Annotated in this window: 15 protein-coding genes; 8 read left to right on the top strand and 7 right to left on the bottom strand. The window is 70.4% G+C overall.

Features of this window, described 5'->3' with window-relative positions; all coding sequences use genetic code 11:
- Positions 1-40: 40 nt before the first annotated feature.
- The 4 genes from ligD to AXK61_RS07970 all read right to left on the bottom strand — a co-directional run bounded on the left by ligD (position 41) and on the right by AXK61_RS07970 (position 4,898).
- Entirely contained in the window at positions 41-988 is a 948-nt protein-coding gene (gene ligD / locus AXK61_RS07985) for a non-homologous end-joining DNA ligase (protein WP_068744694.1), read from the bottom strand.
- A gap of 10 nt (positions 989-998) precedes the next feature.
- Positions 999-2,522, bottom strand: a complete 1,524-nt coding sequence (locus AXK61_RS07980; RefSeq protein WP_068744692.1) for an FAD-dependent oxidoreductase — start codon at positions 2,520-2,522, stop codon at positions 999-1,001.
- A gap of 97 nt (positions 2,523-2,619) precedes the next feature.
- Positions 2,620-3,624 (bottom strand): AurF N-oxygenase family protein, encoded by a 1,005-nt coding sequence (locus AXK61_RS07975; protein WP_197466774.1) that lies wholly within the window; start codon positions 3,622-3,624, stop codon positions 2,620-2,622.
- A gap of 329 nt (positions 3,625-3,953) precedes the next feature.
- Positions 3,954-4,898 (bottom strand): TroA family protein, encoded by a 945-nt coding sequence (locus tag AXK61_RS07970; RefSeq protein ID WP_156485607.1) that lies wholly within the window; start codon positions 4,896-4,898, stop codon positions 3,954-3,956.
- 245 nt (positions 4,899-5,143) lie between these two features.
- Between AXK61_RS07970 and ctaD the strand changes: the two genes are divergently transcribed.
- Positions 5,144-6,847 (top strand): aa3-type cytochrome oxidase subunit I, encoded by a 1,704-nt coding sequence (gene ctaD / locus AXK61_RS07965; RefSeq protein WP_068744688.1) that lies wholly within the window; start codon positions 5,144-5,146, stop codon positions 6,845-6,847.
- Between the two features lie 83 nt (positions 6,848-6,930).
- Positions 6,931-8,160: a phosphoserine phosphatase SerB gene (gene serB, locus AXK61_RS07960; protein ID WP_068744686.1), complete on the top strand. Its 1,230-nt coding sequence runs from the start codon at positions 6,931-6,933 to the stop codon at positions 8,158-8,160.
- 33 nt (positions 8,161-8,193) lie between these two features.
- Here serB and glgX read toward each other — a convergent pair whose 3' ends face one another.
- Positions 8,194-10,353, bottom strand: a complete 2,160-nt coding sequence (gene glgX / locus AXK61_RS07955; protein WP_068744684.1) for a glycogen debranching protein GlgX — start codon at positions 10,351-10,353, stop codon at positions 8,194-8,196.
- Positions 10,354-10,393: 40 nt separating this feature from the next.
- Here glgX and AXK61_RS07950 point away from each other — a divergent pair, with 40 nt between their 5' ends.
- The 5 genes from AXK61_RS07950 to AXK61_RS07930 all read left to right on the top strand — a co-directional run bounded on the left by AXK61_RS07950 (position 10,394) and on the right by AXK61_RS07930 (position 14,994).
- Complete coding sequence (locus AXK61_RS07950) at positions 10,394-11,272, top strand: ABC transporter ATP-binding protein (protein ID WP_068744682.1); 879 nt, start codon at positions 10,394-10,396, stop codon at positions 11,270-11,272.
- Positions 11,269-11,889 (top strand): NUDIX hydrolase, encoded by a 621-nt coding sequence (locus AXK61_RS07945; protein WP_068572039.1) that lies wholly within the window; start codon positions 11,269-11,271, stop codon positions 11,887-11,889. The genes AXK61_RS07950 and AXK61_RS07945 overlap by 4 nt, the downstream gene beginning before the upstream one ends.
- 66 nt (positions 11,890-11,955) lie before the next feature.
- The gene (locus AXK61_RS07940) at positions 11,956-12,744 is read left to right on the top strand and encodes an enoyl-CoA hydratase/isomerase family protein (RefSeq protein ID WP_068572042.1); all 789 of its coding nucleotides are present in this window, start codon (positions 11,956-11,958) and stop codon (positions 12,742-12,744) included.
- A 102-nt stretch (positions 12,745-12,846) separates the two neighbouring features.
- Positions 12,847-13,809 carry a class I SAM-dependent methyltransferase gene (locus AXK61_RS07935; protein ID WP_068572044.1) on the top strand — a complete coding sequence of 321 codons (963 nt, stop codon included), beginning with the start codon at positions 12,847-12,849 and terminating at the stop codon, positions 13,807-13,809.
- Between the two features lie 15 nt (positions 13,810-13,824).
- Entirely contained in the window at positions 13,825-14,994 is a 1,170-nt protein-coding gene (locus AXK61_RS07930; protein ID WP_068572046.1) for a class I SAM-dependent methyltransferase, read from the top strand.
- On the opposite strand, the gene AXK61_RS24880 is transcribed toward AXK61_RS07930, so the two are convergent.
- On the bottom strand, positions 14,995-15,165 hold the full coding sequence (locus AXK61_RS24880) for a hypothetical protein (protein WP_156485606.1): 171 nt from the start codon (positions 15,163-15,165) through the stop codon (positions 14,995-14,997).
- Positions 15,162-15,464 carry a hypothetical protein gene (locus AXK61_RS07925; RefSeq protein ID WP_068572048.1) on the bottom strand — a complete coding sequence of 101 codons (303 nt, stop codon included), beginning with the start codon at positions 15,462-15,464 and terminating at the stop codon, positions 15,162-15,164. The genes AXK61_RS24880 and AXK61_RS07925 overlap by 4 nt, the downstream gene beginning before the upstream one ends.
- Before the next feature lie 76 nt (positions 15,465-15,540).
- On the opposite strand from AXK61_RS07925, the gene AXK61_RS07920 reads away from it, so the two are divergent.
- A complete protein-coding gene (locus AXK61_RS07920) occupies positions 15,541-16,701 on the top strand; it encodes a pyridoxal phosphate-dependent aminotransferase (protein ID WP_068572050.1) in 1,161 nt (386 codons plus the stop codon).
- Positions 16,702-16,707 lie beyond the last annotated feature (6 nt).

Genomic DNA, 16,707 nt, shown 5'->3' with positions numbered 1-16,707 from the left:
TGGAGAGTGAACCCGCAGGTCGGACTCTCCATAACGGTGTTCAATCGGGGAGGGGGAGGTCGTCGCGGTCGGCCCATTCGACGAGGGTGTCGAGGGAGAACGCCTCGTCGTCGATGGATGCGTGCAGATCGCCGAGCTCGGCGAAGCGCGCAGGCAGGGTGCGGATGGTGAAGTCGTCGGGGTGCACGTCGGGGATCTCATCCCACGTGATCGGGGCGGACGCGGTGGCGATCGGGGTGCCGCGCAACGAGTACGCGCACGCGATGGTGTGATCGCGGGCGTTCTGGTTGTAATCCAGGAAGACCGCCGCCGGGTCGCGGTCCTTGCGCCACCACACCGTCGTGACCTCCGACGGTGCCCGGCGCTCGACCTCCCGGGCGAAGGCGAGGGCGCACCGTCGGACCTCCGAGAAGGTCCAGCGGGGCTCGATCCGTACGTACACGTGCAGGCCGGACCCGCCGGAGGTCTTGGGGAAGCCGCGAATCCCCAACTCGTCCAGCACCTCCCGGACGACCCCTGCGACCCGCTGCACGCGGGACCACGAGCAGTCGGGCATCGGGTCGAGGTCGATCCGCCACTCGTCGGGATGCTCGAGATCGCCTGCGCGGCAGTTCCAGGGATGGAACTCGACCGTCGACATCTGGGCGGCCCAGATCACCGAGCCCAGCTCGGTGACGACCACCTCGTCGGCGGTCCGGCCGAATCGGGGGAAGTAGATCTCGACCGTCTCGAGCCAGTCGGGAGCGCCGGCGGGGATCCGCTTCTGGTGGACCTTCGGACCGTCGACGCCCTTCGGGTAGCGGTGCAGCATCGTCGGGCGATCCCGCAGTGCCCGGACGATGCCCGGGCCAACGGCCTCGTAGTACCGGACGACGTCCAGCTTCGTCGCGCCGATCTCCGGGAAGTAGACGCGATCCGGGCTGGACACGCGCACCACCCGGTCGCCGACGGTCAGTTCGATCGGCTCGCCGTTCCCCGAGGACGCCACGACTCAGACGTTACGCGCCCAGGAAGCGGCCCAGCGTCTTCTTCCGCTTCCCCGACGGCCGGCCCTGCACGACGCCCGCCGCCACGTCCTCGGCGAACTTCTCCACCGTCTCCTGCGAGTCGGTCTTGTTGGTGCCGATGAATCCGTTGGGGCCGCGCTTGATCCAGCCCGTGACGTACACGCCGGGGAGCGGCGCACCGTCGTCCCCGAGAACGCGACCGGCCTCGTTCGGCAGCACCGCGCGCCGGTCGTCGAAGGGCAGGCCCGGCACGGGCACGCCCCGGTAGCCGACGGAGGTGAACACCATGCCGACGGGCAGGTCGATCGCCTCGCCGGTAACGGTGTGCTTCGCGTGCAGCACCAGGCCGTCGTCGGTGGCCTCGATGGACTCGGGCGTGGTGAGGAAGCGCAGACGGATGCGGCGCGGCGCGGCGGACTGGGTCTCCATCGACTCGAGCAGGTCCAGCTTGTGCGCCACGAGCTCCGAGTCGCTGCCCGCGACGAGGGTCTCGGCCACGTCGGGGTCCGGGTGGACGATGACGGTCCTCTCGTCGGCGAGGCCCAGTGCCTCGGGCAGGGTGAAGGCGGCGTGCTCGGGGCCGCGGCGGGCCACGATCACGACCTCCTCGACCTTCGACTCGCGCAGTGCCGCAAGGGCGGCGGGGGAGATGGTGGTGCCCTCGAGCTCCTCCGGGTCGGCGGTCAGGATCCGGGCCGCGTCCAGCGCGACATTGCCGTTGCCGATGACGACGATGCGGTCGTGCGTGAGGTCGACCGGGTCGCCCTTGTGCTCGGGATGGCCGTTGTACCAGGCCACGAAGTCGGTGGCACTGCGGACGTTCGGCAGATCCTCGCCCACGATGCCCAGCTTCTTGTCGGTGCTGGCGCCCACCGCCACGACGATCGCGTCGTGACGTCGACGCAGCTCCTCGAGGGAGATGTCGGTGCCGATCTCGGTATTGAGGTGGATCTGGAAGTTCGGGTCGGCGGCGACCTTGTCGAACAACCCGGACACCTTGCGGGTACGGGTGTGGTCCGGCGCGACGCCGAAGCGGGCCAGGCCGTACGGCGTGGACAGCTTCTCGTAGACGTCGACGGTGACGCCGGGGTAGCGGAGCAGTTCGTCGGCGGCGTACATCGCCGCGGGGCCGCTGCCGATCACGCCCACGCTGATGACGGTGCCCGACGGGATCGGAAGGATCTTCGGCGGCACGGTGTGCGCCATGGGCGGGCGGCTGCGGTCCTGCGGGTTCGGGCCGCCGAGGCGGGAGTTCGCCGGATCGGCGGCCGCGAGCGACCGGTTCAACTCGATGTAGACCTTGTGCTCCTCCGGCAGCCGGTGTGCCGGGCCGATGGCGTCGACGGGGCACGCCGTCACGCACGCACCACAGTCGACGCAGGTCGTGGGGTCGACGTACAGCATCTCGGCCGTTGCGAAGCCCGGCTCGTCGGGGGTCGGGTGGATGCAGTTGACGGGGCACGCGAAGGTGCACGAGGCGTCGCTGCAGCAGGACTGGGTGATGACGTGAGGCACGTGGGAATCTCCTCGGCGAGGGGGTCCCGCATCCGGGCCGGGATACGGGTCCGGCTCGGCGGGTGACCGCCGAGCCGGATATCGGGGTGGTTGGAGACTACTGCGCGGTGTACGACGGCTCGCTGCGGAACCGCGAGGTCCGGCCGTGGATGCCGAGCACGCGCCACAGGACGCGGGAGATCGGGTTCATCAGGTCGGTGCGCTCGGCCAGCAGCCGGACATCGCCGAAGATCTCCTGGCGCATGGCCTTGGACTCGGGCGACCGCCAGAAGATGTCCTTCTTGACCGACCGCGGGATGTCGAAGGTGTCCCAGAACTGCTTCGGCGGGACCATGATCGCGCCGAGCAGGATGCGCATCACGAGCGGCATGGCCAGCGACAGCAGGAAGCGCGGGATCGGGCCACGAGTGGGGATCTTGTGCTCCAGCAGCTGGTGCGCGAACGAGATGTGGCGGGCCTCCTCGGCCACGTGGATCTGCATGACCGAGGTCATCGCGGGGTGCTGGGTGTCCGCGGAGCGCAGGAACTGCTTCTGCAGGTGGTCGATCGGCTCCTCGCCGGCGAGCACTCCCATGTAGAAGATGTTCGGGAAGGTGGTCGCTGCGAGCGGGATGATGGGCGAGAGCCGACGGAACCACCACGCGCCGCCCGGAACGTCCATGCCCACGCGGTTGACGAACTCCTGGAACATCAGCGTGTGCTGGCACTCCTCCTTCGCCTCGTGCGTGGCGTAGCGGAACTCGGGGGAGTTGTTCGGCTGCACGGCCGTGTACTGCATGATGCCGCGGATCAGGATCGACTCGAACTGCAGGCCGACCTTCGCGACGTTCGCCTGGCGCCACATGCCGATCTCGATCTGCTTGGCCAGCGGCTGCTCCTGGTACCAGGGGTGGCGGCCGATCGGATCGAATCGCGGGTTGCACACCCAGCGCGGGTCGTCGGGGACGATCGCCAGCTCGGGGGAGTCCCAGTCGATGTCGACGTACGGATCGAAGTTCCGATTCACCGAGGCGACCGACAGGTCGTTGAGGGTCTGCTCGTACTCGGCCTGACCGGGGAACGAGCGACCACGCATCCGCGCCATGTGCGTCACCCGGGGCATGTTCAACAGGGCCATGATGGATCCTTTCCTGGCACCCTCGTTGCGGCTCGTACCTGGTTCTTCCTCAGCATCCTGTGGGAAATCCCACAGGCATCTCTGCTGGTAGAAGCCGCGTATGAGATTGAATCGCCTTCAGGCTATCACTTCCGACAAGCATGAATGAAGGGTCTTCGGCCAGGAATCCGTGAACACTTGTACACCGAGCTTCGGGCCTGCGGCTTTACGCGGTGAATGTGAGGCGCGTCACGGAGGAAAGGGGGTCGCGCGGGACCGGCGAACGACTCGATCCGGGCGTGGAGAGGGGGTGGGCCGAAGGGGCCCGCGGGAGCCTAGGACGAGGCCCTGATGGTGTTGCTCACGTCGTGCAGGACGATCCCGGCGGCGACGGGGCCGCCCGCGGAGAACCATGACGAGTCCTCGACCAGCAACTGCCGCTTCGCGGTCACGACGCGCAGGTTCTTCCACGCGTCCGAGGTCATCACCGACGTGCCGTGCTCTCGGCCCTTGTCGCCCTCGTAGCCGACGTAGACGAGGTCGCCCTCGGCGGCGGAGTAGTCGTCCGCGGACATCTCGACCGGCTCCGGTTTGCGCTGCGGCTCGGGCCGGACCACCTTGAGATCGGCGAGGACCTGCGCGGCCAGCGGCGCGGTGCCCTCGGCCAGGGACTTGCCGTCCGCGGTGAAGCGCACCAGGGAGACGGTGTTGTGCACCGCGTCGATCTTCGTGGCCGCGTCGGCCGCGTCGCGCTGGTACCGGTCGATGATCGCCCGCGCCTCGGCCGGCATCCGCACGGCGTCGGCCAGGGCCAGGAAGCTGCGGCGCCAGTCCGCCGACGGTGCCGGCACGATCACCGTCCGGCCCGCGCGCCGGTTCGCGTCCGCGGACCGCTCGGTGCCGACCGCCAGATCGGACCGGGCACCGTCGGACAGGCGGGGCACGCGGCCGAGGACCGGTCCCAGGTACGACGGTGCGGTGCCCCCGACCGCCTTGACCCGGTCCTGCAGGCCGAGTGCGCACAGTCCGTCGAGGAGGTCGGGATCGGCGACGACGATGCTCGCCGGGGCCGCGGTACCCGTGACGGGTGCCGCGCACGCCTGCTCGGGCTTGCGGTCGAGGCCGATGATGTTCGCGGACGCCAGGCGCGTCGTGGTGGTGGCGATCGAGGCGAACGGCTGCTCGATCGGCTCCTGCCCGCCGCATGCCGACAGGACGGTGCCGGCGACGACGGCGAGAGCCATCGCGGCGCCCGGCCTGGTTGTACCGACCCTGTTCACGGCAACCGTCCTCACTGTCGTTCCGGCCGAGCGCAACGGTAGCAGTCGCGACCCGTTCGGCCGGTTCGGCGACGCGAGTACGACGCGGAGTAGGACCCCCAGGACACGGGCGGGGAAGAGGGGCTACTCTTACTTCACGAGGGTGGCGTCCGCCGTGAGCGAACACCGCCCGATAGACCTGAATGAAGAGGCCAGTACCGGTTCCGACAGCCGCGGATCCGGTGGGCCACAGGGCAGGAGGATTTGTGACCGCGCAAGCGCATCGTCCGGCAGTCGAGGTGACCGCCGCACGTCCGTACCCGCAGCGGACCGGGCCCAAGGGGTCGTTCATCTACAAGCTGGTGACGACGACCGATCACAAGACGCTGGGCATCATGTACATCGTCACGTGTTTCGCGTTCTTCCTCATCGGTGGCCTGATGGCGCTGCTGATGCGAGCCGAGCTCGCGAATCCGGGCCTGCAGTTCCTGTCCACCGAGCAGTTCAACCAGCTGTTCACCATGCACGGCACCGTCATGCTGCTGCTGTACGCGACCCCGATCGTCATCGGCTTCGCGAACTTCGTGCTGCCGCTGCAGATCGGCGCGCCGGACGTCGCGTTCCCGCGCCTCAACGCGTTCGGGTACTGGCTGTTCGTGTTCGGCGCGATCATGGTGATCTCCGGCTTCATCACCCCCGGTGGCGCCGCGGACTTCGGCTGGACCGCGTACACCCCGCTGACCGACGCGCTGCACTCGCCCGGCGCCGGCGCCGACCTGTGGATCATGGGCCTCGGCGTGGGTGGTCTCGGCACCATCCTCGGCGCCGTCAACATGGTCACCACCGTGATCTGCATGCGTGCCCCCGGCATGACGATGTTCCGCATGCCGATCTTCACCTGGAACATCCTGGTGACCTCGCTGCTGATCCTGGTGGCCTTCCCGCTGCTGACCGCGGCGCTCATGGGCCTCGAGGTCGACCGCCAGTTCGGTGCGCACATCTACGACCCGGCCAACGGTGGCGTCATCCTCTGGCAGCACCTGTTCTGGTTCTTCGGGCACCCCGAGGTGTACATCATCGCGCTGCCCTTCTTCGGCATCGTCTCGGAGATCTTCCCCGTCTTCAGTCGCAAGCCGATCTTCGGCTACAGCGGCCTGGTCCTGGCCACGCTGGCCATCGCGGCACTGTCCGTCGCGGTGTGGGCGCACCACATGTACGCCACCGGCGCGGTGCTGCTGCCCTTCTTCAGCTTCATGACCTTCCTGATCGCGGTGCCCACGGGCGTGAAGTTCTTCAACTGGATATTGACGATGTGGAGAGGTCACATAACCTTCGAGTCGCCGATGCTGTTCTCGATCGGCTTCATCGTGACCTTCCTGTTCGGCGGTCTGACCGGCGTGCTCCTCGCGTCGCCGCCGCTCGACTTCGCGGTGTCCGACACCTACTTCGTGGTCGCGCACTTCCACTACGTGCTCTTCGGCACCATCGTGTTCGCCACCTACGCGGGCATCTACTTCTGGTTCCCGAAGATGACGGGGCGCATGCTCGACGAGGGCCTGGGCCGCTGGCACTTCTGGCTCACCTTCATCGGCTTCCACATGACCTTCCTGGTGCAGCACTGGGTCGGCGCCGAGGGCATGCCGCGTCGTTACGCCGACTACCTCGACACCGACGGTTTCACCACGCTGAACCAGATCTCGACGCTCGGCGCGTTCATCCTGGGCGCCTCGACGCTGCCCTTCGTGTGGAACGTCTTCAAGAGCTACCGGTACGGCGAGGTCGTCACGGTCGACGATCCGTGGGGCTTCGGCAACAGCCTCGAGTGGGCCACCAGCTGCCCGCCGCCGCGGCACAACTTCACCGAGCTGCCCCGGATCCGTTCGGAGCGTCCGGCGTTCGAGCTGCACTACCCGCACATGGTCGAGCGCATGCGCGCCGAGGCCCACTCGGGTCCCGGCAAGGGCCACTAAGCCCCGAAGCTCATCCACGAACGGCGTCTCCTTCCGCGGGAGGCGCCGTTCGTCGTTGCACCTGGTGCCACTACGATTTCAGCGTGCACGATGCGACCTCGGACCCCACGATCCTCATCACCGTGACCGGCGGCGACAAGCCCGGCGTCAGCTCCGTCCTGTTCGGAGTCCTGGCACGCGGCGAGGTCAGCGTCCTCGATGTCGAGCAGACCGTCATCCGGGGGCGGCTCACGCTCGGCGTGCTCGCCGCGGTCCACGGCGACCCCGAGCACGTGCAGGAGCTCGTCGAGCAGGCGATGGCCACCGTCGGGATGGACGTCGCCGTCGAGATCACCGGCGAGCAGCCGCCCCGTCCGCCCGTCCCGACGCACGCCGTCGTCCTGATGGGCGCGCCGGTCAGCGCGCGTGCGCTCTCGGAGGTCGCCACCGCGCTCGCCGCCGGCGAGGTCAACATCGAGTCGATCGCCGGCGTCGCCGACTACCCCGTCACCGCCCTCGAGCTCATGGTGACCGTTCCCGACGGTGCCGACGAGACCGCCTTCCGAGCGTCCCTGGCCGTCGTCGCGAAGGAGCAGGGCGTCGACATCGCCACCTCGCGTGCCGGCATCGCCCGCAGGTCCAAGCGCCTGATCTGCTTCGACGTCGACTCCACGCTGGTGCAGGGCGAGGTCATCGAGATGCTGGCGGCGCGCGCCGGCAAGGAGGCCGAGGTCGCGGCCGTCACCGAGGCCGCGATGCGCGGCGAACTCGACTTCGAGCAGTCGCTGCACGCCCGGGTGCGCAATCTCGCGGGCCTGCCCGCGTCCGTCATCGACGACGTCGCCGCGGGCCTGCAGCTCACGCCCGGCGCCCGCACCACGATCCGCACGCTCAAGCGGCTGGGCTACCGCTGCGGCGTGGTCTCCGGCGGCTTCACCGCCGTCATCGAGCCGCTCGCGCAGGACCTCGAGCTGGACTTCGTGCGCGCCAACACCCTCGAGGTTGTCGACGGTGTGCTGACCGGCCGCGTGGTCGGCGAGGTCGTCGACCGACCCGGCAAGGCCCGCGCGCTGCGCGAGTTCGCCGACGCCTTCGGGGTGCCGGTGGAGGAGACGGTGGCGGTCGGCGACGGCGCCAACGACATCGACATGCTCTCCGCAGCTGGCCTGGGCGTCGCGTTCAACGCCAAGCCGGCCCTACGCGAGGTCGCCGACGCGGCCCTGTCGCATCCGTACCTCGACGCGGTGCTGTTCGTGCTCGGCGTCACCCGCGACGAGATCGAGGCCGCCGACGCCGTCGACGGCGAGGTCCGCCGCGTGCCGATCGACGGCTGAGCCCGGCGCCCGGCCGATCGCCGGGCAGCTCGGTCAGACCTGCTGGAAGGCCAGCACCGTCGGCCCCGAGACCGTGACCTCCGCGCGGGAGCCGAACACCGCCGGACCGCCGTCCGGCCGATCGGCGGGTGCGCCCCCCGGCTGCGAGGTGTCGACGATGAGCTCCCAACCGTGCGTGCACGTCTCCGGCCCGCCGAGGACGACGACGGCGTCGCCGCCGGAGTGCCAGATGATGAGCGCGTCCTTCTCGGGGACGGCCCGGTCGTGGCCGGGGGAGCGCACGTCGGAGCCGTCGACCCAGGCCTGCAACGTCCGGACCTCGGGCGACTGCCAGGCGTCTCCGGGCATCTCGGCACCGTCGGCGGCGAACCAGGCGAGGTCGGGCTCCCCGTCCTGCGTCGCGCGGCCGTCGAAGAACTCGTGCTGCCGTAGCACCGGGGCCGCCCGCCGCACCATCGCGACGCGCGCGACGAACGCGGTGAGGTCGGCGTCGGCGGCGTCCCAGTCCACGGCGAAGGCATCGGCCGCGGGGGTGTCGAGAGGCACGCAGTAGGCGTTGTTGTTGCCGTACTGCGTGTGCCCCAGCTCGTCGCCGCCGAGGAGCATCGGCGTGCCCGTGGACAGCAGCAGGGTGGCCAGCAGGGCCCGGACGTGGGCCGCGCGGGCGGCGAGGATCGCGGGATCGGTGGTGCCGCCCTCGAATCCGTGGTTGACGGAGTGGTTGTTGTCCGTGCCGTCGCGGTTCTTCTCGCCGTTGGCCTCGTTGTGCTTGCGCTCGTAGCTCACCAGGTCGCGGGCGGTGAAGCCGTCGTGAGCCGTGACGAAGTTGATCGACGAGAAGGGCGAGCGGCCCTGCGCGCCGAACAGATCCTGGCTGCCGGACACGCGCGAGGCGAGGTCGCCCACGGTGCTGCCGCCCGCGAAGAAGGACCGCACGGTGTCGCGGTAGCGGTCGTTCCACTCCGCCCACACCGCCGGGAAACCGCCGACCCGGTAGCCCTCACCGGTTGCGTCCCAGGGCTCGGCGATGAGCTTGCGAGAGGCCAGCAGCGGGTCCGCGGCGATGGCCGACAAGAGGGGCGCGCGGTGGTCGAACGGGATGACGGGGCCCTGGGGTCCTGTGCCGGTGCGGCCGCGGCCGAGCACGCTCGCCAGGTCGAACCGGAATCCGTCGACGCCGTATTCGCCGGCGAACAGGCGCAGACTGTCGAGCACCATCCGCAGCGCCGCGGGGGACGCGCAGTCGACGGTGTTGCCGCACCCGGTGTAGTCCAGGTCGTCGCCGTTCTCCAGGAGGTAGTAGCCGGGGGCGTCGAGGCCGCGCCAGGCCAGCGACGGTCCGGCGACGGACTCCTCCGCCGTGTGGTTGTAGACCACGTCCATGAGGACCTCGAGGCCGGCCGCGTGCAGCGCGGAGACCATCGCGGTGAACTCCTCGACCTCCTCGCCCGGACGCGCCGCGTACCGGGGATCCGGGGCGAAGTACGCCCCCGTCGAGTAGCCCCAGTGGTTGCGCATGCCCCGCGAGCGCACGCCGGGCTCGGTGAGGCACGCCTGCACCGGTAGTAGCTCCACTGCCGTGACGCCGATCCTGCGCAGATGCTCGAGCACCGCGGGCTGGGCGAGGCCCAGGTACGTGCCGCGCAGTTCCTCGGGCACGCCGGGATGCCGCGCGGTGTACGAGCCCACGTGCACCTCGCAGATCACGGTCCGGTCCCACGGCACGCCCGGGCCGGGTTCGGGCGCCGGGGGCGTCCCGGTGACCACGGAGAGCGGGATGTCGGCGAGCGAATCGACGTCCGACGGTCCGCCGTCCTCCCCGTAGGGCAGCAGGGCCGCGCCGTCGCCCAGCGCGCCGTCGATCCTGCGGGCGTACGGGTCGACGAGGGCCTTGCGCTCGTTGAACCGCAGCCCGGTCTCCGGCTCCCAGGGGCCTGCGGCGCGCAGGCAGTACCGCGTGCCCTCACCGATCCCCGCGACGAAGCCGTGGTGCACGCCGGCGGTCTGGGTGGGCAGCCGCAGCCGTTGCTCGTGCCGGACCCCCGCCTCGTCGACGTCGACGAGACACACCCACACGTCGGTGGCGCGGGGCGCGTGCACGGCGAAGTTCACGCCGCCGGGCAGCGGGAGGGCGCCGAGCGGGGTGGCGGCACCGGGAGACGGGGAGCGGTGGTCTGTGGACACGGGGACCATCCTGCCAACCGCGACCGACCCCGTGCGGCAGGATGGGGATGTGTCCGATCCCGCCGCTGTTTCCACCGCCCCCGCCGTCGCGCCCGCCGAGGCCGACGAACCCGACCAGGACCTGCTCGTCGACTTCCGCGGCGTGAGCCTGCGGCGCGACGGGCGCACCCTCGTCGGTCCGATCGACTGGCGCGTGGAGATCGACGAGCGGTGGGTCGTGATCGGCCCCAACGGCGCGGGCAAGACCTCCCTGATGCGCCTCGCATCCGCGCAGGTCTTCCCGACGGCGGGCACGGCCCACATCCTCGGTGAGGTGCTGGGAAAGACCGTGGTGCAGGACCTGACGGCCCGGATCGGCGTCAGCACGGCGGCGCTCGCGGCTCGCGTGCCCGACGACGAGCTGGTGACCGACGTGGTGGTCTCGGCCGGCTACGCGGTGCTGGGCCGGTGGCGCGAGCGGTACGACGCCGTGGACATCAGCCGCGCGGTCGACGTGCTCGAGTCCATGGGCGCCGAGCATCTCGCGAACCGTCGCTTCGGCACGCTCTCCGAGGGTGAGCGCAAGCGCGTGCTCATCTCCCGGGCGCTCATGACCGATCCGGAGCTCATGCTGCTCGACGAGCCGGCCGCCGGTCTGGACCTCGGGGGCCGCGAGGAACTGGTCGCCCGACTCGACACGCTCGCGCAGGATCCGGACGCGCCCGCCACGGTGCTCGTGACGCACCACGTCGAGGAGATCCCGCCGGGGTTCACGCACGCGTTGCTGCTCAAGGAGGGCGGCGTCGTCGCGCAGGGTCTCATCGCTGACGTGCTCACGGCCGAGGTGCTCTCGGAAACCTTCAGCCAGCGGATCCTGCTCGACGAGGTGGACGGCCGCTACTTCGCGCGCAGAGCGTCGCGTCCCGGTCGGAGGAGGCTGCAGGCATGAGTGGGCAGGGCGCCGGGCACCGGCGCGATCTCGCGGACGTCCCGATCCGGCCCGCGGCCACGGTCCTGCTGCTGCGGACGGCACCGTCGGGCCTGGAGGTCTTCGTGCAGACCCGGGCGAGCGGGATGGAGTTCGCGCCCGACGTGACGGTGTTCCCGGGCGGCGGCATCGAGCCGTCGGACGACGGGGACTTGACGGTGACCGCGGCGCGGGAGACGCAGGAGGAGTGCGGCGTCCGCGTCGACCCGGACGAGTTGGTACCGCTGTCGCGGTGGGTGACTCCACCCGGGCGGCCGCGCCGCTACGACACGATGTTCTACCTCGCGGCCCTGCCCGTCGGGCAGGAGGCGCGGTGCGTGACCACCGAGGCGGTGTCGGCGGGGTGGCACAGCCCGCAGGCGGTGATCGATGCGTGGCTCGGCGGCCGCAACAAGCTGATGGCGCCCACGTACTCCCAGCTGCACCAGCTCCTGCCCTTTGAGACCGTCGAGGACGCGTTGGGGTGGGCCGCGGAGGCCGCGGACCTGACGCCCGTCGCCATCGTCGACGGTATGCGGCGCGAGGACCGGGAGTTTCCGGGGCACGTGGAGTACGCGGCGGGAGCCACGATCTACTGACGGCTCCGTTGCGCGAATACGTGGACGTCCAACTAAATCTCCGGGCACCCGGTAACCTCTTGGGTCATGACTGAATTCGTGACCCTGGAGACCTCCGACGAGCACCCCGGTATCGGCACCATCCGCCTGAACCGGCCGCCGATGAACGCGATCAACTCGCAGGTGCAGACCGAGCTCCTGGCCCTCGCCGACGAGGTGAACCGCCGCGACGACATCAAGGCCGTCGTCGTGTACGGCGGCCCGAAGGTGTTCGCCGCCGGCGCGGACATCAAGGAGATGCAGGCGATGGGCTACACGGACATGAGTGAGGCCATCAAGCTGCTCCAGAGCGGCCTGTCGGCGATCGCGTCGATCACCAAGCCGACCGTCGCGGCCGTCACCGGGTACGCGCTGGGCGGCGGCCTCGAGGTGGCGCTGGGCGCCGACCGCCGGATCGTGGGCGACAACGCCAAGGTGGGCGTGCCGGAGATCCTGCTCGGCGTGATCCCCGGCGGCGGCGGCACGCAGCGCCTCGCCCGCCTGGTGGGTCCGGCGAAGGCCAAGGACATGGTCTTCACGGGCCGGTTCGTGGGCGCCGACGAGGCCCTGCAGATCGGTCTCGTCGACGAGGTCGTCGCGCCCGACGAGGTCTACAACGCCGCCCTGACCTGGGCCAAGCAGTTCACGGGCGCGGCCTCGCAGGCGCTGCGCGCGGCCAAGCAGGCCATCGACCAGGGCCTGGACACCGACCTGAACACGGGCCTGGCGATCGAGCGGCACCTGTTCGCGGGCCTCTTCGCCACCGAGGACCGGACCATCGGCATGACCTCGTTCATCGAGAACGGTCCGGGCAAGGCGAAGTTCGTCGGCAAGTGACTCCCCGTCCGCGGCTGTGGTGGAACGCGTTCTCATCACGCGGGTTGGCGGTGAACTGACCGGGCGGTAACCTGACGGGAACAATCTTCTCGAAAGGCCTTCATGACCGACCAGCAGCCGGCCCCCAACCCGCACGCCACCGCGGACGAGGTTGCGGCCGCGTTCTCCGATACGAAGCTCGCCCAGGTGCTCTACCACGACTGGGAAGCCGAGACGTACGACGAGAAGTGGCACATCAGCTTCGACGAGCGGTGCATCGACTACGCCCGCGACCGCTTCGAGGCCGCCACCGGCGGGGACAACGAGAAGCCCTACGGCCGGGCCCTGGAGCTGGGCTGCGGCACCGGCTTCTTCCTGCTCAACCTCCTGTCGGCGGGCGTCGCCGAGACCGGCTCGGTCACGGACCTCTCGCCCGGCATGGTGAAGGTCGCGCTCCGCAACGGAGAGGCTCTCGGGCACACCGTCGACGGCCGGGTCGCCGACGCCGAGACCATCCCGTACGAGGACGACACCTTCGATCTGGTCGTGGGCCACGCGGTGCTGCACCACATCCCCGATGTGGAGCAGTCGCTGCGCGAGGTGCTGCGCGTGCTCAAGCCGGGCGGCCGCTTCGTCTTCGCGGGCGAGCCCACCACGATCGGCGATTTCTACGCCCGGTGGCTCGGTCGCATCACCTGGGGCATCACCACCAACGCGACGAAGCTGCCCTTCCTCGCGGACTGGCGCCGCCCGCAGGCCGAGCTCGACGAGTCCTCGCGCGCCGCGGCGCTCGAGGCCGTGGTCGACATCCACACCTTCGACCCGGACGAGATGGAGGCCATGGCGGCCCGCGCCGGCGCCGTCGAGGTCAAGGCCACCACCGACGAGTTCACCGCCGCCTTCCTGGGCTGGCCGGTGCGTACCTTCGAGGCGGCCGTGCCGCCGGAGAAGCTCGGCTTCGGCTGGGCCGGGTTCGCGTTCGGCGGCTGGAAGAAGCTGTCCGCGCTCGACGAGAACGTGCTGCGCCGCGTGGTGCCGCGCAAGTTCTTCTACAACCTGGCCATCACGGGCACTAAGCCCGAGTAGTCCGGGCGCGCCGGGTTGGACGGGGCCGATCTCGCCTATCTCCGCACGGCCGACGGTGCCGCGGCCGTGGCCGCGGCGGACCGTCTGGCCCTGACGGACGCGTCCCTGCTGTCGGATGTGGCGGCGGTGCGCGGCGTCGCGGGGCCGCACGCCCCGGCGGTCATCGAGCAGGTGCGGGCCCGCCGCCGCGCGGCCGGCAAATTCGGTGACGTCAGTGACATCGGGGCCTGGCTGCTCACCGACGAAGCGGTGCAGCAGGCCACCCCGTCGGCGGTCGCGGAGCACCGCGCCCGCCGCCTGGCCTGGCTGTCGGTGCACGACGTGACCTGCTCGATCGGTGCGGAACTGCGTGCCCTGGTCCAGGTGTGCCCGCGTGTGGTCGGCAGTGACCTGGACCCACTGCGTGCGCGGATGGCCGCGCACAACGTGCCGCGTGCGCTGGTGTACGTCGCCGACGCCCTGACCCCCACCTCGACCGCAGACGTCGTCATCGCCGACCCCGCGCGGCGGGCCGGCGGGCGGCGCATCGTCGACCCGGAGCAGATGTCTCCGGCGCTGTCGGCCCTGCGGGAGGCCTATTCCGGGAGGTCCCTGGCCGTGAAGACCGCGCCCGGCATCGACTACGCCGGACTGCGGTCGGCCGCGACGGACCCGTTCCGGGGCGAGGTCGAGATCGTCTCGCTCGACGGCGGCGTCCGCGAGGCCTGCCTCTGGTCCGGCCCCGTCGCCGTCCCCGGGCTGACCAGGGCGACGGTGCTCCGCGCCGGCGGGGGCGGCTACGAGGTGTTCTCGTCCGACGCGCACGACGTGGACGCGGAACCCGCGGGGAAGTACCTGATCGAGCCCGACGGTGCCGTCATCCGCGCCGGGCTGGTGCGGCATTACGCCGCGCGGCACGGGCTCTGGCAGCTGGACCCGCACATCGCCTATCTGACCGGCGATGCGGTGCCGGAGGGGGAGCGCGGCTTCGAGATCCTCGATGTCGCGAAGTTCTCCGAGAAAGCGCTGCGGGCGGAGCTGCGCCGCCGCGACGTGGGCTCGGTGGAGATCCTCACCCGCGGGGCGGGCGTGGACCCGGACGTGCTGCGCAAGCGACTGAAGCTCCAGGGAACCCAGCCGATGACGGTGGTGATCACGCGGATCGGCCGCGAGGTGACTGCGTTCCTGACGCGGCCGACGCGCTGATCAGGCGCTCTTCGCGTTCTCCTGCGCTTCCTCATCGAGGATTTGCTGTACTGCGGCACTCACCGGAATCCCGGTCTCCTTGCTCGAGGCCAGGACGATGTGGGCAGCCGCGCGGCGGGCCCGCTGCCGCCAGAATTCGTTGCGGACACGCTTCGGTGCTGAATCAGTCACAAGTACCCTCCTTCTGCCTGCTCGTCCTCATTGTCGTTGATGATCCAGTCGTCAGCAAGGAATCCGAATACCGCCCTGTCATCGCGAGTGGCCAACCGCGATTCTCTGAGGCGGATGAGGATGGTCCAGCCGAACGTCACGCGCTGGTCGTCTCCGCTGAGGACATGATCGAACGCCCAACTCACTCGCCGCCACCACTCCGCACGACGATCGGCTTCGACCTTCTGCCGCCACGTCGCGACAACGCCGATCGCGGCGACCAGTCCGACGATCAACGTGACCCAAGCCTGTGCCGGCATTGCTTCACCCCCTCATCCATTGGACGCATCGGCGGCACCGCCGGTTCCCGCGGCAGGCGAATCCGCGGATGACACCATGGAACGCATGCAGGAATCGCAGCGCTCCGATGTCGAGATGTTCCACGTCATGGACGTGCTCGCCGCGGCGGCGAGGCGCCGGGAGACGCACGGTGACGTGATCTCGCTGGCCGCCGGGCAGCCGAGCGCGGGCGCACCGAGGCCGGTGCTCGCCGCGGCGCACGCGGCGCTCGACGCCGGGCCGCTGGGCTACACCGAGTCGCTGGGGATCGCGCCGCTGCGGGAGACGATCGCGGCGCACTACGGCCGCGCCTACGGCCTGGACGTGCCGAGCGAGGCGGTCGCCGTCACCACCGGATCGTCCGGCGCGTTCACGCTGGTCTTCCTCGCGGCCTTCGACGCGGGGGACACCGTCGTCATGGCCCGGCCGGGCTACCCCGCCTACCGCAACACCCTTGCGGCACTGGGGTGCCGGGTCGTCGAGCTCGACTGCGGCGCAGCGACCCGCTACCAGCCGACGGTGGCGATGCTCGAATCGCTCCCCGAGCCGCCGAGGGGGCTCATCGTCGCGAGCCCCGCGAACCCGACCGGGACGATCCTGGCACCGTCGGATCTGGCGGACCTCGCGCGCTGGTGCGAGGCGCACGGCACACTGCTCATCTCCGACGAGATCTACCACGGCGTGAGTTACGGGCGGCCCACGTCGTGCGCGTGGGAGTTCTCGCGCGAGCAGGTGGTGATGGGCTCGGTGTCGAAGTACTTCGCGATGACGGGCTGGCGCTTGGGCTGGATGCTGCTGCCCGAATACCTGCGGCGGCCCGTCGAACGGCTCACCGCGAACATGACGATCTGCCCGCCCGCGATCAGCCAGCACGCCGCGGTCGCGGCGTTCTCCGACGAGGCGCGCGAGGAACTCGACGGGCACGTCGCCGGGTACGCGCGCAACCGGGAGATCGTGCTCGCCGGGCTCCGCGGGCTCGGCGTCACGGAGGTCGCGCCGCCGGACGGTGCCTTCTACGCCTACGCCGACATCGGTCACCTCACCGACGACTCGTTGGCATGGTGCGCAAGGGTTCTCGACGAGACCGGGGTGGCGATCACCCCGGGCCTGGACTTCGACACGGCCCGGGGTGATCGGTTCATCCGCCTCAGCTTCGCCGGCGCGACCGCCGAGATCGAGGAGGCACTGGCTCGGCTGGAGCCGGTGTTCCGGCGCTGACTCGGG

The organism is Tsukamurella pseudospumae (assembly GCF_001575205.1).
Lineage (GTDB): Bacteria > Actinomycetota > Actinomycetes > Mycobacteriales > Mycobacteriaceae > Tsukamurella > Tsukamurella pseudospumae.
This window is presented reverse-complemented; position numbering and strand designations above follow the sequence as displayed.